Source organism: Gilliamella sp. GillExp13, from assembly GCF_001690815.1.
GTDB classification, from domain to species: domain Bacteria; phylum Pseudomonadota; class Gammaproteobacteria; order Enterobacterales; family Orbaceae; genus Gilliamella; species Gilliamella bombi.
On sequence record NZ_LZHJ01000112.1, the window covers coordinates 1 to 15,082 of the forward strand.

Annotated in this window: 10 protein-coding genes, 3 pseudogenes and 1 riboswitch; of the genes and pseudogenes, 9 read left to right on the forward strand and 4 right to left on the reverse strand. The window is 34.3% G+C overall.

Annotated elements, in window-relative coordinates; genetic code table 11:
• The 6 genes and pseudogenes from A9G37_RS12895 to dinB all read left to right on the forward strand — a co-directional run.
• Window positions 1-195, forward strand: a pseudogene (locus tag A9G37_RS12895) (IS30 family transposase); the annotation flags it as partial.
• A 234-nt stretch (window positions 196-429) separates the two neighbouring features.
• Window positions 430-538: riboswitch (TPP riboswitch) on the forward strand.
• A gap of 40 nt (window positions 539-578) precedes the next feature.
• Window positions 579-1,574, forward strand: a complete 996-nt coding sequence (thiB, locus tag A9G37_RS08060; protein WP_065575184.1) for a thiamine ABC transporter substrate binding subunit — start codon at window positions 579-581, stop codon at window positions 1,572-1,574.
• 14 nt (window positions 1,575-1,588) lie between these two features.
• Window positions 1,589-3,166, forward strand: coding sequence for a thiamine/thiamine pyrophosphate ABC transporter permease (thiP, locus tag A9G37_RS08065; protein ID WP_065575185.1), 1,578 nt, complete (start codon window positions 1,589-1,591; stop codon window positions 3,164-3,166).
• Window positions 3,144-3,854 carry a thiamine ABC transporter ATP-binding protein ThiQ gene (gene thiQ, locus A9G37_RS08070; RefSeq protein WP_034911671.1) on the forward strand — a complete coding sequence of 237 codons (711 nt, stop codon included), beginning with the start codon at window positions 3,144-3,146 and terminating at the stop codon, window positions 3,852-3,854. The genes thiP and thiQ overlap by 23 nt, the downstream gene beginning before the upstream one ends.
• 117 nt (window positions 3,855-3,971) lie before the next feature.
• Window positions 3,972-5,678 (forward strand): phosphoethanolamine transferase CptA, encoded by a 1,707-nt coding sequence (cptA, locus tag A9G37_RS08075; RefSeq protein ID WP_034911668.1) that lies wholly within the window; start codon window positions 3,972-3,974, stop codon window positions 5,676-5,678.
• 82 nt (window positions 5,679-5,760) lie between these two features.
• The gene (dinB, locus tag A9G37_RS08080) at window positions 5,761-6,816 is read left to right on the forward strand and encodes a DNA polymerase IV (RefSeq protein WP_034911664.1); all 1,056 of its coding nucleotides are present in this window, start codon (window positions 5,761-5,763) and stop codon (window positions 6,814-6,816) included.
• A gap of 78 nt (window positions 6,817-6,894) precedes the next feature.
• Here dinB and A9G37_RS08085 read toward each other — a convergent pair whose 3' ends face one another.
• Window positions 6,895-8,331, reverse strand: a complete 1,437-nt coding sequence (locus A9G37_RS08085) for a 6-phospho-beta-glucosidase (protein WP_065575186.1) — start codon at window positions 8,329-8,331, stop codon at window positions 6,895-6,897.
• A 13-nt stretch (window positions 8,332-8,344) separates the two neighbouring features.
• Window positions 8,345-10,216: a glucose PTS transporter subunit IIA gene (locus A9G37_RS08090; RefSeq protein ID WP_065575187.1), complete on the reverse strand. Its 1,872-nt coding sequence runs from the start codon at window positions 10,214-10,216 to the stop codon at window positions 8,345-8,347.
• Window positions 10,217-10,390: 174 nt separating this feature from the next.
• On the opposite strand from A9G37_RS08090, the gene A9G37_RS08095 reads away from it, so the two are divergent.
• Window positions 10,391-11,095: a GntR family transcriptional regulator gene (locus tag A9G37_RS08095; protein ID WP_065575188.1), complete on the forward strand. Its 705-nt coding sequence runs from the start codon at window positions 10,391-10,393 to the stop codon at window positions 11,093-11,095.
• 85 nt (window positions 11,096-11,180) lie between these two features.
• On the opposite strand, the gene A9G37_RS08100 is transcribed toward A9G37_RS08095, so the two are convergent.
• Window positions 11,181-14,282: a type I restriction endonuclease subunit R gene (locus tag A9G37_RS08100; protein ID WP_065575189.1), complete on the reverse strand. Its 3,102-nt coding sequence runs from the start codon at window positions 14,280-14,282 to the stop codon at window positions 11,181-11,183.
• Window positions 14,272-14,493: a hypothetical protein gene (locus tag A9G37_RS12575; RefSeq protein ID WP_176701891.1), complete on the reverse strand. Its 222-nt coding sequence runs from the start codon at window positions 14,491-14,493 to the stop codon at window positions 14,272-14,274. The genes A9G37_RS08100 and A9G37_RS12575 overlap by 11 nt, the downstream gene beginning before the upstream one ends.
• A gap of 42 nt (window positions 14,494-14,535) precedes the next feature.
• On the opposite strand from A9G37_RS12575, the pseudogene A9G37_RS08105 reads away from it, so the two are divergent.
• Window positions 14,536-14,761, forward strand: a pseudogene (locus tag A9G37_RS08105) (transposase); the annotation flags it as partial.
• Window positions 14,762-14,795: 34 nt separating this feature from the next.
• Window positions 14,796-15,082: pseudogene (locus tag A9G37_RS12580) on the forward strand (IS3 family transposase); the annotation flags it as partial.

A 15,082-nucleotide genomic window follows, 5' to 3' on the forward strand; every position in this document is an offset into this window, starting at 1 on the left:
ACAAATGAAAACACCAATGGCTTAATACGTCAGTTTATACCTAAGTCAGCGGCCATTTCATTAGTTGACGACAAACAGATAAAGAAAATACAATATCTATTGAACACACGCCCAAGAAAACGGCATAAGTTTAAAAGCCCTGCCGATTTTTATTCTAAGGAGTTAAGAAGAATTGCACTTCATGGTGTAATCTAGGTAACTCAATAAACTAATTTAAGTAAAGGTAAACATTTAACCAAATTGGTAATAGTTGCCTCTCCTTTATAATATAAGCGCCATATCTTTTGTCAGTGATAAGGCGTTTGTTTTTTTTCATGTATATTCTTTATAGCCGTTTTTTAAACTTCATAAATAAAGCGAGTTGTTCCTACATTAAATTTTTATCACTTCCTATGTTTACAATCTTCATACTAACCTCTAAACTAATCGATGTTCTCAATGGGGTGCCCTGAAGGGCTGAGAATGTTAGATAGAATAACATAACCCGCCGAACCTGAACTGGATCATGCCAGCGGAGGGATTTGAGTTATTGCACTTGCTCAAACCTTTTGTCTTTTATTTGCTATTTTGGAGGCAAAATGTTTTGTAAAAAATTGTTATTATTTTTGATATTTTCGGTACCTTTTATGGCAAATGCTGCCAACGTAAAACCAACCTTAACTGTTTATAGTTATAATTCCTTTATTTCACAATGGGGGCCGGGAAGAACAATTGAGAAAGGGTTTGAAGCACAGTGTAACTGTGAACTTGAGATTGTTACATTAGGCGATGGAGTAGCGGTTTTAAATCGAATGCGACTTGAAGGTGATAGAACTAATGCCGATGTAATTTTAGGATTAGACAATAACCTTTTAGAACAGGCAAAGCAAGCCAAAATAGTTATACCTCATCAAATCGCTAAACCAGATAATTTAAATACCAACTGGTGGGATAGTGATTTTATGCCTTATGATTTTGGTTATTTCGCTTTTATTTATGATCAACAAAAAATCAGTAATCCACCACACAGCATGCATGAGCTAGTAGATAATAAAGCCAACTGGAAAATTATCTATCAAGACCCACGAACCAGCACTCCAGGGTTAGGTTTATTATTTTGGGTGAAAAATATATATGGTGATGATGCCACATCTGCATGGCAGAAAATAGCAAAAAATACTGTGACAGTGACCAAAGGTTGGGGTGAAGCTTATGGCCTATTTTTAAAAAACGAAGCGGATTTTGTGCTTAGTTATAGTACTTCGCCAGTTGCACATATTATGAATGATAATGATCATCGTTATGCTGCTGCTGTTTTTGACGAAGGGCATTATCGCCAAGTTGAAGTTGCAGGTATTACTAAGTATAGTCAGCATCCTGAATTGGCACGTGCTTTTTTACAATATCTATTAACTCCTGATGTACAACGTCAATTTGCTGAAAAAAATTTCATGTATCCGATTATTAATATAACGTTGCCTGAAGCTTTTCAGCAAATTGAACCAGTCAATAAAGCACTCGAGTTTGATGCTAAGCAAGTTAAAAGTAACCAAAAGAAGTGGGTTAGTGAATGGAAATCCACCATTAGTAAATAGTTTTATTTTGTATAATGTTGAAATTAAAAACGTTAATTCCTGGCATTAGTGCTGCAAGCTTGATTTTAGTTGTATTAGGTTCAGCGCTATTTGCGCTTTGTTTAGTTGCTTTTGAGTCTGATAATTTAACTGTCTATTTTGATAGCTATTTATTACATGTTATTTGGATAACGGTGCTTCAAGCAACATTATCAACATTGCTATCCGTTTTATTGGCAATATTGATGGCAAAATCCCTATCAATGGTCAATTTTTTGGGGAAAAATGTATTGCTACGCATTATGCCTATCACCTTTATTTTTCCTACGTTGGTTGTGGTAACGGGGTTATTATCTGTTTATGGGCAACATGGTTTATTGGCGTTGTTTTGTCATTATTTGGGTTTGCCTTTTGTGATATCCATTTATGGTTTAAAAGGTATTTTATTGGCACATATATTCCTTAATTTTCCTTATGCTTGTTGCTTGTTTTATCATACTTTAAATAGTGTACCAGTCGAACACAAACAATTAGCTGCTCAATTGAATTTTTCGAGTTTTACTTATTTTAAATTGGTGGAATGGCCACTATTGCGTCGACAATTGCTACCGATGACATCGCTAATTTTTATGCTTTGTTTTTCTAGCTTTGCTATTGTATTAGCACTAGGTGGAGGACCTAAATATACCACACTTGAAGTTGCTATTTATCAATCTATCCGCGAATTTGATTTGATACAAGCCGTGCTTTTAGCGTGTTTACAGCTGGTTTTTTGTATTTTCTTTATGGGTTTGATGCAAAAATTTAATTATAGCTATAAATTTAACACTCACTATGTTAAGCAAAGTTATCGTTTACCCGTTCCGTTTAGCTTAGTTATGTCGAGTCTTGTTATTATTGTTATTGGTGCATTATTTATTTTACTACCCATCATAACTATATTAATAGAAGGTATATATTTTTTTCAATGGTCATTTTTTTCGGTAGCTTTTCAACGTGCTGTTATGTTTTCGTTATTAATTGCTTTTGGATCAGCCAGCATTGCAATGCTACTAGCTTTATTATTACTTTATACAAATAGCCGATTATTGATTAATCAGCAAATAAATTGGAGTAATCGGTTAATGTTAGTTGGATCGCTGATTTTAATTATCCCAAGCATGGTGCTGGCATCTGGTTTATTTTTGTTGTTATTTTCGTACGCTTATAGTTCGGTCTTTGTTTGTGTTTTGACGATGCTTTGTAACAGTTTAATGGCACTACCATTTATATTAAAAAACCTTGCTGCACCAATGTATGATGTTACATCACGTTATTGGCAAGTAAGCCAGTCACTTAATATTACTGGCTTTTGGCATTTTTATTTAATTGAATATAAAGCACTAAAAAAGTTAATTATTCAAAGTTTTGCTTTTTCAGCAATATTATCGTTGGGTGATTTTGGTATTATTGCGTTATTTGGTGGCCAGTCAGTCACAACGTTACCTTATTATTTATATGAGCAAATATCGTATTATCGTTATCATGAAGGTGCTGTAACTGCTGCATTATTGCTAATATTATCTTTTAGTTTACTGGTTGTGATAGATTATGATCGAACTGAATCAAATTAATTGTCAATACGATAATTTTAAAATGCATTTTGATATCAAAATTAATGCAAAAGAAAAGGTGGTTATTGTTGGACCAAGTGGTGCAGGTAAAAGCTCATTGTTAAGCTTGATTGCTGGGTTTATTTCACCAAACTCTGGGCAAATTTTACTTAATCATCAAAATATGATTCACACTCAACCAGGAAAGCGACCCGTTTCAATTTTATTCCAACATAATAATTTATTTGATCATTTAAATGTTGAACAAAATATTGGCTTAGGCATAAAGCCTTGTTTAAAACTAAATACATCGGAACGCCAAAAAATAGATGATATGTTAGCTAAAGTTGGTTTAACTGGTTTTAATAATCGTTATCCCGAACAACTTTCAGGTGGTCAGAGTCAACGTGTTGCGTTAGCTCGTTGTTTAATTCAACGTCGACCAATTTTATTGTTAGATGAGCCATTTTCAGCTCTCGATCAAGCATTACGGTTTGAGATGTTAGCATTAGTTGATCAAAGTTGCGATGAGCTCAATTTGACATTAATGATGGTGTCACACAATCTTAATGATTCGCTTAGTTATTTTTCTCGTTGTTTGGTAGTAGATAATGGGCAGATCGTTTTTTATGGTTTACCAAACCAATTAAACCAACCTGAAAATAATCACATTGCAAAGATATTGGGTTTAAATATCTCCAAGAAGTAATAGGTTAGCATTTAATAAGTTATATATTTAAATTTAGATATTTAAAGCTTAAGGTTTTATTAATCTACCAAGCGTATATTGCATTTAATGATCAATAACAACGCAAATTAAATATCTATGCTAAACATAAAAGCAACCCACAAATTTAGCTGGTTAGCACTTATCTTTAATATTCTATTTTTTACTTATTTTTCTAGTGCATTACAGTTATATATTTTTCTTTCGGGGCATTCTAATGCAATTGGACTTCGCGATTCAATTATCTATAGTTTAATTTGGCTTATTCCTGTTTTGATTTTTCCTAATTATACAAGAAAGATTGCGACTGTATTTGGTCTTATTGTCGGCTGTTTGTCTTTGGTTTCAGTCGGCTATTTTGTGATTTATCGACAAGAATTTTCGCAAAGTGTATTTTTTGTTATGGCAGAATCAAATTATAGTGAATCGAGCGAATTTGTTCAGCAGTATTTTAGTATTAAATTAGTTGTGGTATTGATTATTTATAGTTTAGTGGGTATTTATCTTTGGAGTAAAGTCAGACCTGTTTATATTAAAACAGCTACTAAATGGATTGTATCACTATTAATAGCTATTTATGCCATAATGCCTGTGTTTATTAGTGTGACAATAAAAAAATCATCTATTGAAAAAGCCGGAACTCATTTACTAACGCGTATGGAAACAACTGTGCCATGGCAACTTATTAATAGTTATTTGGCTTATCGATCTCAACTTAATAATATGGAAGATATTTTAAATCATTTAGACACTTTACCTCCTGTTGAAAATTTAAAAGATGCTAACGGTAATACGCCTAGGACGTTGGTGTTAGTCATTGGTGAATCAACAACACGTAATAGAATGAGTATTTATGGTTATGGTCGAAATACCACACCTCAAATTGAGCAGTTTAAAAAAGATAATGCTGATTTTGTTGTATTTAACGATGTGGTTTCATCAAGACCTTATACTATCGAAATTTTGCAACAAGCGTTAACTTTTGCTGATGAGAGGCATCCAGATTTATACCTTAAAACACCTTCATTAATAAATCTTATGAAGCAAGCAGGGTATAAAACATTCTGGATCACTAATCAACAGACCATGACCAAGCGTAATACCATGTTGACTATGTTTTCTAAACAAGCCGATGAACAGTTTTATATGAATAACGATCGTAATCAAAGCTCAAGACAATATGATGAATCGGTATTTGAGCCTTTCAAAAAAGTGCTAGCTGACAACGCTGAAAAGAAATTTATTGTTATCCATCTGCTTGGTACGCATATGAAATACGAGTTCCGCTATCCAAAAGACGGTAGGTATGAACGTTTTAAAGATAAGGAAAGTATTCCATATCCTCTCGATGACGATAAAGTATATGTATATAATAGTTATGATAATGCAATAAGTTATAACGATTATGTCACAACAACACTGTTTAATATCTTCAAAAACAGTAAAGAAAATGGTTTTATGTTATATTTTTCAGATCATGGTGAAGATGTTTATCAAACTCCACCTCATAATGTGTTAGGGCGAAACGAGAAGGCACCAACTAAAACTATGTATACTGTGCCATTTATGCTTTGGCAATCGCCAACATGGGAGGCTACGCATCCTAATAACTATCAAGCTTATGTAGATAGAAGATTTAGTACTCAAGATTTGATTCATACTTGGTCTGATTTAGCTGGATTAAGTTATAACTTATATGTTCCTGAAAAAAGTATTGTTAATCCTAATTTTCACGAATCGATTCGTTGGATTGGCGATCCTTATGATAAGAATGGCTTAATTGATTTTGATAAATTAACTAAGTAATTCAATTAGGTTGTTTACACAAATATTTAAGGTATAATATTGTATATTTATACAGTTATATTTAAGTGTTGTGAAGCCCGCTATGCGAAAAATTATTCATGTTGATATGGATTGTTTTTATGCCGCCGTTGAAATGAGAGACAATCCCCGTTATCGCAATATGCCTATTGCGGTAGGGGGAGATCCTCGTAAGCGTGGTGTGGTTGCGACTGCCAATTATTTAGCTCGTCAGTATGGTATACACAGTGCTATGTCAATGGCTCAAGCCATAAAACTTTGTCCTAACCTTAAAATTATAGCGGGTAGGCATGCAGTTTATAAAGAAGTCTCCAAACAGATCCACCAAATATTTAAACGATATACTGAATTTATTGAGGCTTTATCACTTGACGAAGCTTACCTTGATGTAACTGATTGCAAACTTTGCTATGGTTCAGCGACTTTGATTGCTCAAGATATTCGTCAAACTATTTTTAATGAACTGGAATTAACTGCATCGGCAGGCGTTGCTCCACTTAAGTTTCTTGCCAAAATAGCCTCTGATATGAATAAACCTAATGGTCAATATGTAATAACACCAGATAACGTTGATAGTTTTATAGAGCAGTTACCGTTAAAAAAAATTCCAGGAGTGGGTAAGGTCACGGAAAAAAAATTAGCCCAATTGGGGCTATTTACATGCAATGATATTGTTAATTATGATGTAACTAAATTAATTCACCAATTCGGTAAATTTGGAAGAATACTATATGAGCGATGTCAAGGTATTGATGATCGTGAAGTGTGTAATGACAGGCAACGTAAATCAGTAGGGGTAGAGCGTACTTTAACGGATGATATTCATAGTTGGGAAGAGTGTTTATTGCAGTTCGATCCATTATTTGATGAAATGGAAAAACGGTTAAGCAAAGTTCGTGCTGATTTATCGATTGCTCGGCAAGGCGTAAAATTTAAGTTTGACGATTTTCAGCTAACTACACAAGAACATGTTTGGTCTAAATTGGATAAAGCTGATTTAATTGAGCAAGCGCATAAAGTTTGGTTAGAACGGCGTAATGGGCGTGGCGTTCGGTTAATTGGTTTTCATGTAACGTTAATCGATCCGCAAGTTGAAAAGCAGTTGATTTTTCAGTTTTAGCCCTTTTAACCATAAAAATGAGGATGCAGGCAAAGCCTTCAAACATCCTCATAACAAATGATAGCTAGCTAATAATGATTATTTCAAACTTGCACCATTAGTACTAATGACTTCTTTGTACCATTCAAAAGAGTCTTTTTTATAGCGTTTCATACTACCGTTACCTTCATTATCACGGTCAACATAAATTACGCCATAACGTTTTTTCATTTCGCCAGTAGTGAATGATACAACATCAATAATTCCCCAAGCAGTGTAACCCATTACATCAACACCATCATAATCTATAGCGGTTTGCATAGCTTTGATATGGGCACCTAAGTATTCAATACGTGATTTATCGTGTATTTGATTACCGTTTTCGAGTTCATCAATTGCACCAAAGCCATTTTCGACAATAAATAGCGGTAATTGATATCGATCATACAGACGATTAAGTGTATAACGTAAACCTTCAGGATCAATTGGCCAACCCCAATCACTGCTTTTTATATAAGGATTTTCAACCGCATTAGGTAGTGCCCCGTTAACAATATTGTCACGATTATCATTTTTGGCATCCGCTTTCACAACGGTTGACATATAATAGCTAAAGCCAATGTAATCAACCGTACCTTTTTTCAAATAACCTAAATCTTCTTCAGTAATATCGAGTTTATAGCCTTCACGCTCAAATCCTTTTAATGCATAAGCTGGATAGTAACCGCGAACGTGAACATCAGGGAAGAAGAAGCGTTGATGCATAGCAATTTCTGAAGCCATCATATCTTCAGGATTACAAGAATATGGATAAATTGGCACATGCGATACCATACAACCAATTTGAAAATCAGGATTGATTTTTTTACCGGCAATGACTGCTTTGGCACTTGCTAAAAGTTCATAATGAGCGACTTGGTATAGAACTTCTTGCGGATTTTCGCCAGGTTTAACTTGTACACCAGAATTAGTCCAAAAGAAGATAGGATTGCTAGTATCCATTTGGTTATTGATTTCGTTAAATGTCATCCAGTATTTAACTTTATTTTTATAACGCTCAAAACATGCTGTCGCAAAACGTTCAAAAAATTCTACTGTTTTACGGTTTCTAAAACCACCATAATGGCGAGCTATATGTAATGGCATTTCAAAATGTGATAGCGTGATAACAGGCTCTATGCCATGAGCAATGAGCTCATCAAAAACATTATCATAAAAGCGCAGGCCTTCTTCATTTGGTTCAAGCTCATCACCTTTTGGAAAAATGCGTGTCCAAGCAATTGACGTGCGTAAACATTTAAGACCTAATTCAGCAAAGAGTTTGATATCATCTTTATAATGATGATAAAAATCAATGGCCGTATGGTTTGGGTAAAACTTATCGGGTTCAATATCTTGAGTGATTTGTCTTGCTACGCCATGCGCACCTGCTGTCATGACATCAACTACGCTTGGCCCTTTACCGCCTTCGTTCCAGCCACCTTCAAATTGGTGAGCGGCTAAAGCACCGCCCCATAAAAATGGTTTTTTAGTCATTTTTTATTCCTTGTTATTGCTTAATGTTAAATATGATATCATCAACTGTTACTTGTGTTTTATCGGTTAATGAAATTTGTTGATACTGATCGGTATTAACAATAATAATTGGGGTAATTAATGGATAACCTGCTTGCTTAATTGCCTCAGGATTGAAGCTGATTAGCAAATCACCTTTTTTCACTTTTTGGTGTAATTCAACATGATATGCAAACTCGTTATTAGTCAAATTAACCGTATCAATCCCCACATGAATTAATAATTCAACGCCGTTATCTAATGTTAACCCAATAGCATGTTTGGAATTTTCAAATACCGCAGTTACCTCGGCATCGAAAGGTGCATAAACATGATTATCAGTAGGCTCAATGGCAATCCCTTCACCCATGAGTTTTTGTGAAAAAGCAGGATCGGGCACTTCACTCAGTGGTAAAGCATGGCCTGTCATCGGGCTAGTAATATTAACCTCATCAAGAAGAATTTTAGGGTTATCATTTTCAACAACAGCAGCATCTTGCACTGTTTCACCAGTACCAAATAGTTGGATTAACAATACAGGTCCTAAAAGAGCAATAAGCGCACCAATCAACACGCCAATAAATGAACCAGGATTATTTGGGCTAATTGCATTAACGATAGTTAATGGACCTGGTAAACCAGCGTAAGCAACATAGTGAGGAGCAAAAAATCCTGCCACAATACCACCACAAGATGCAGAAATACAACCATAAATAAATGGTTTTTTAAAGCGTAAGTTAACACCATAAATAGCAGGTTCGGTTATACCGAATAAGCCAGTGATAAAAGCAGATAATGAAATACCTTTCATCTCTTGCGTTTTGGTTTTTAAATAAAAACCTAATGCTGCACCAACTTGACCAATAACGGCAATGGTTTGGAAAGCTTGGAAAGAATCTTGACCATACTGCTTAAAGTTTTCGACGATAACAGGTGTGATCCCCCAATGCACACCAAAAATAACAAAGACTTGCCAAACGGCTCCAATAATCCCACCAGCTATTGAAGGTGCTAGACTGACAAACCAATTATAACCGTTGGCAATGTATTGCGCACCATTTGCTGTTATAGGACCAACAACAAGTAATGTTAAAGGTACCATAATGACAAGACTAAATAATGGCAATAAAACGGGTTTTATAATGCTATGTAGTCTAGGCTCTAAAAATCGTTCTAAATAAGAAAGTAACCAAACTAAAAAGAGTGGTGGTAAAACGGTTGAAGCATAAGTTGTTTGTGATAGCGCAATACCAAATAGATCAATTTCTTGTCCTTCGCTAATTAGTTTTGCAAACTCAGTCCATGTTGGTGATAACAGCGCAGCACAACAAGCAACAGCGATATATAAGTTACAACGAAAATGCTGAGAAGCTGTAATGGCAATAAAGATAGGTAAAAAGAAAAAAGGTGCCCAAGAGATGAAATTGAATACCTCAAAAGTTCCAGTTTTTTCTAGCTCAGGACAGGCTAATTTAAGTAAAATCAAGATACCTTGCAAAATTCCTGATGCGGCTAAAATATAGACAAACGGGGCAAATACAGCCGACATTGTCGCAATGATGCGATTTAATATGTTGCTATCATTTCCTGCTTCAATTTTGTTATCAGTATTAACTAGTTGAGTAAAAGCGTTATAGACTTTATCAACATGCGTACCAATAACCACTTGGATTTGACCGCCTCTTTCAACAACGGTAATCACACCCGGCAATTTAGCAATGTTTTCTTTTGCATGATCTGGTGTATGCTGGGTAACGAGGCGAAGGCGTGTTGCACAGCGAGAAACGGTAACAATATTTTTCTCACCACCTAACTCATTTAAAATATCAACAGCTAGCTTGTTATAATCTCTAATTTTTGATGACATCCATAAACTCCTTAAAAGCAATTCAGTAAGATTATTTTATAGACAATTTAAAAATTGTTAATTAACAATTATATTGTTTGTGATCTTGATCTACTTTTACATCATTTAATTTAAAAGTTAAAATAACTTGTATAAAATAATGTTTAAATTTTCATTAAATAAAAAGATATAAAAATGGTTAAATATCAGGATGTTGCAAAAAAAATCAAACAGATGATTTATCAAAAACAACTGTCCAAAGGCACTCAGCTTGCTAATATTGACGGGTTAATTAATCAATATCAGGTCAGTCGTAGTACAATTGTTAAAGCGCTTAATTGTCTTGAGCGGCAGGGCGTTATTTATCAAGTGCAAGGTAGTGGTATTTTTGTTCGTGAACGTAAAAAAAGAGGCTATCTCAATTTTTTGCAAAGTCATGGTTTTACTGTCGATCTAGAAGATGTTTATGGTTCTTCGACAGTACTTAATGTTGATATCATCAAGCCCAGTGCAAAAGTTAAAGAAAATCTACAATGCGATGATAACGAAGAAGTCTATTTTGTTAAAAGATTGCGCTATGTTGAAGATAAATTATATGGTTTAGAGCAGTCATATTACCGTAAAAAGTTAATTTGTTACTTAAATAAAGAAATTGTGGAAAACTCAATTTTTAATTACATTCAGGAAAATTATAATATTAATATTGGTTTTTCGGATAAATATATGCAAGTGATAAAACTTGATGAAGAAATGGCTCTTTATTTAGGACTGCAACCTGGCGAACCTGCACTTTGTGTTGAAGAAATATTTTACACCTCATCTGGTGAACCATTTGATTTTTCAAAAATCATTTATCATTACGAAAATGCAAGATTTTGTATACAAAATCACTCAAAGTAAGTTTGAATGATGAATTATTAGGAAGATGAATAAGAAATCGATCATTCATCTTCCTTTAATTATTAGCAAATTTAACTGTTAACAATTAAATTTCACCACCAACACCCTTAAACTTTTCAACCAATGCGGCGATCTTTTCAAAGACTCGGTTCTTTTTAATTAAATATTGGGGATTCAGCGGACTCATTTTTGGTAAAATCTCGTTCAACTCTGTGCCGTTTTCGGTTGCATATTTTCGCTTTAATGATGATGCAATATAGCGTTTTGTTGCCGCTTCATTTAAATTTTCCTCTTCAATTAAGAAATTAAGCTCTACCTGTAACTCTTGCTGTGCATACAAGAAAAACGCATCAATAATCGAGGCTTTATCTGGAATAGCATCAAGATCAGTTTGTTTTATAAACTCAACAACTAGCTCTTCTTTAGCTCGATTTTCTAAGCTTGATCGAATTAATCGCTTAGCATCTTCGACAATGTCCTGTTTGGTTTTTTCTTGTTTATTTTGTTCATAAATTAACTCAAGAATATAATCCAAATTGATCTCTTGCGATTTTAATAGATCAATTTCGAAAACCACATCATCCCAGTCAAATCTTTGCTGATCTTGTTGATTGGCTTCTTTTTCTCGGCGTAGCCAATCACGAATATCATTATAAGTTGAACGATAATTTTGAATTGTGCGGTCAGTCGGTAGTTTAACGGCTTGCATTTTTTGCAGATCTTCATCAGTCACATAATGCTTATTTTTAAACGCTAAAACTGCTTGCGCATCTGTCATATCTAATTGTTGGAAATCCTTTAATGCAACAAATTCATCATAATTTTGTAATATATTGTCAGCACGTAAGTACTCACCAAATAATTTAACAAACTCTTTTTTATCTTTTTCTTTGATAATTTCATCAGGGCGTGGGAACTTTTCTTGTAACTCGGCAACGATGGCTAGATAGCCATTGTGAAAATTACCTGAATCTTTATCAGTAAACCCTTCCATGTATTCCTTAAAGCTTTTTTCTAACACTACTTCATGAGTATTACTTTTACCAAATGTTTTTATTGCATCAATGGTCGCTTGTTCTAAATCACGAAACGCCACAATATTACCAAAGGTTTTGGTGGCATTATAGATACGATTGGTGCGTGAAAAGGCTTGAATTAACCCATGATACCGCAGGTTTTTGTCGACAAATAGGGTATTAAGTGTTGGAGCATCAAAGCCAGTAAGGAACATACCAACGACAATTAATAGATCGACTTCTTGATTTTTTACTTTTAAAGACAAATCACGATAATAGTTTTGAAATTGATCGCTACTGACATCAAAGTTAGTTTTAAACATTTGATTATAATCTGATATCGCAGAAGCTAAAAACTCTTTAGCACTCTGATTTAAGGCATCTATTTCAAAACTTTCATCGGCAAAATTACCTTGTGCATCTTGTTCTTCATTAGCAGAATAAGAAAATATCGTGGCTATTTTTAACGGCTGATTTGCACCTTCTTGTAATTTTTTGAATGATTCATAATAGAGTTTAGCCGCATCGACACTACTCACTGCAAACATGGCATTGAACCCTTTACTTTTGCCCATTAATCGGTGGGTTTTTTGTTTAAAATTATTCAGAATATATTGTGTGATTTGCTCAATACGGTTTGGGTGGAGCAATGCTTTTTTATTTTCAGCAGCGCTGAGTTTTTCGAGATTTTGTTCTTGCTCTATCGATTTAAAATTAGGACGCACATCATTATAGTCAACTTTAAATTTTAGTACCTTTTCGTCACGAATTGCATCGGTTAATACATAAGCGTGCAGTTCATGACCAAAAACATCCGCTGTGGTTTGCGTTCCGATTGCGTTAGTATGCATAATCGGCGTACCAGTAAAACCAAATTGGTAATATTTTTTAAATTTACGCTTTAAGTTTTTTTGAGCTTCGCCAAACTGGGAGCGGTGCGCTTCGTCAAAAATAAATACCACATGTTTATCATAGATTGCTAAACTATCATCGCTTTTCATTAAATTATTAAGCTTTTGAATAGTGGTGACAATAATTTTATTATCGGTTTTCTCAATATTGCGCTTAAGCCCTGCGGTACTATTTGAGCCATTCACACTATCTTTTGAAAATTTTTGATACTCTTTCATAGTTTGATAATCCAGATCTTTACGATCCACCACAAAAAAAACTTTATCAATAAATTCTAATTCGGTTGCAAGGCGTGCCGTTTTAAAACTGGTTAATGTTTTGCCAGAACCTGTTGTGTGCCAAATAAAACCCCCACTTTGTAAGCTACTCCACTTTTTGGCATGATAAGCGCTAATGATTTTCCATAATATACGCTCGGTGGCGGCGATCTGGTAAGGGCGCATAATTAACAATGTGTCATTCACATCGAGCACCGAATAAGTCAATAACACATTTAACAGCGTTCGGCTGGCAAAAAAGGTGGCGGTAAAGTCTTTTAGATCTTTTATTGGCTCGTTTTTAACATTCGCCCAATTCATTGTAAAATCAAAGCTATTTTTGTCACGTTTAGTCGTGTTAGCAAAATAACGTGTATCGGTACCATTTGAAATAACAAACAGTTGTAAATATTTAAATAGTGAATTGTCTTGATTAAAGCTCTCTTTACTATAGCGATGCACTTGATTAAAGGCTTCACGAATAGCAATACCACGCTTTTTTAGTTCAACTTGAACAAGCGGCAAGCCATTAACTAAAATCGTCACATCATAACGATTTGCATAATTACCTGTTTGCTGAAATTGATGGATAACTTGTAATTTATTATTAGTAACCTCTTTTTTATCTAACAGCTTGATATTTTGGATATGACCATCATCAAAAACAAAATCGTAAATATGATCGTGGTGGATTTTGCGACTTTTATCGATCATCGATTCATTGGGTTTATCCAAATACTCTAATACAAAACGTTGCCATTCATCATCCGTAAATTGCATTTTGTTTAGTGTTTGCAACTGCTCACGAATATTGGCTAATAACTTTTCATGTGTATTTAAATTTGGTAAGTATTCATAACCTTGTCGAGCTAAATCATGAATAAATTCATTTTCTAAATCCGTTTCAGTCTGATAAAAAGCAGCCGATTCTTCAAGTTTGTTGTAGTTATCTAAAATAATATAGCTATTGGTTTCGGCGATGGGGGTTGTTCTAATTATCATAGTTATTCATCCATAATGTTTCAATTATGTTAAGTTTTAAAGATTCACTAAATTCATTCTCATTAATAATAGAATCAATTATTTCAAGTAGTAAATTATCGTTTATTTTTCCTTCAGCTAACCATACAACAATTTCTTCCATTTCTTGAATAAATTTTTTAACGCAGTATTGATAATTGTTTTGTAACTCTCCCCTAAAATAGTACAGCAAAAAAGTAGAAAATTCTCTATGATAAAAGTAAAAGGGGATTTAATGATGAAAAAAATGACTGAACATCAAATCGTCGCTATTTTAAAAGAAGCTGAAGCAGGTATTCCTGTCAAGGAACTCTGCCGTAAATATGGTATGGGTAATTCAACTTTTTATAAATGGCGGGAAAAATACGGCGGAATGGAAACTTCGGATATCAAACGCTTAAAAGAGCTGGAGGCTGAAAACCGCAAACTTAAGCAGATGTTTGCCGAGCTGAGCTTAAAATCACAGCTTCAGGAAGAAATCATAAAAAAGCTTTAGTGCCCACAAAGGCCCGTAAAACGTGGGCACAGCAACTACAACAAAATCATTCTGTTACTATAGCTATGAGCTGCGCTATCGTTGGCTTAAGCCGTTGTGCTTACTATTATCAACCTAAGTTACAGGATGATTCGGTGATTGTTTCGGTATTGAATGCTATCACAGACCGGCATTTACGCTGGGGCTTTCCTAAATGCTTTAATCGTATCAGAAAGCTCGGCTATCAATGGAACCATAAGCGTGTTTATCGGATGTATTGTGAATTAAAGCTTAATCTCAGAGTAAA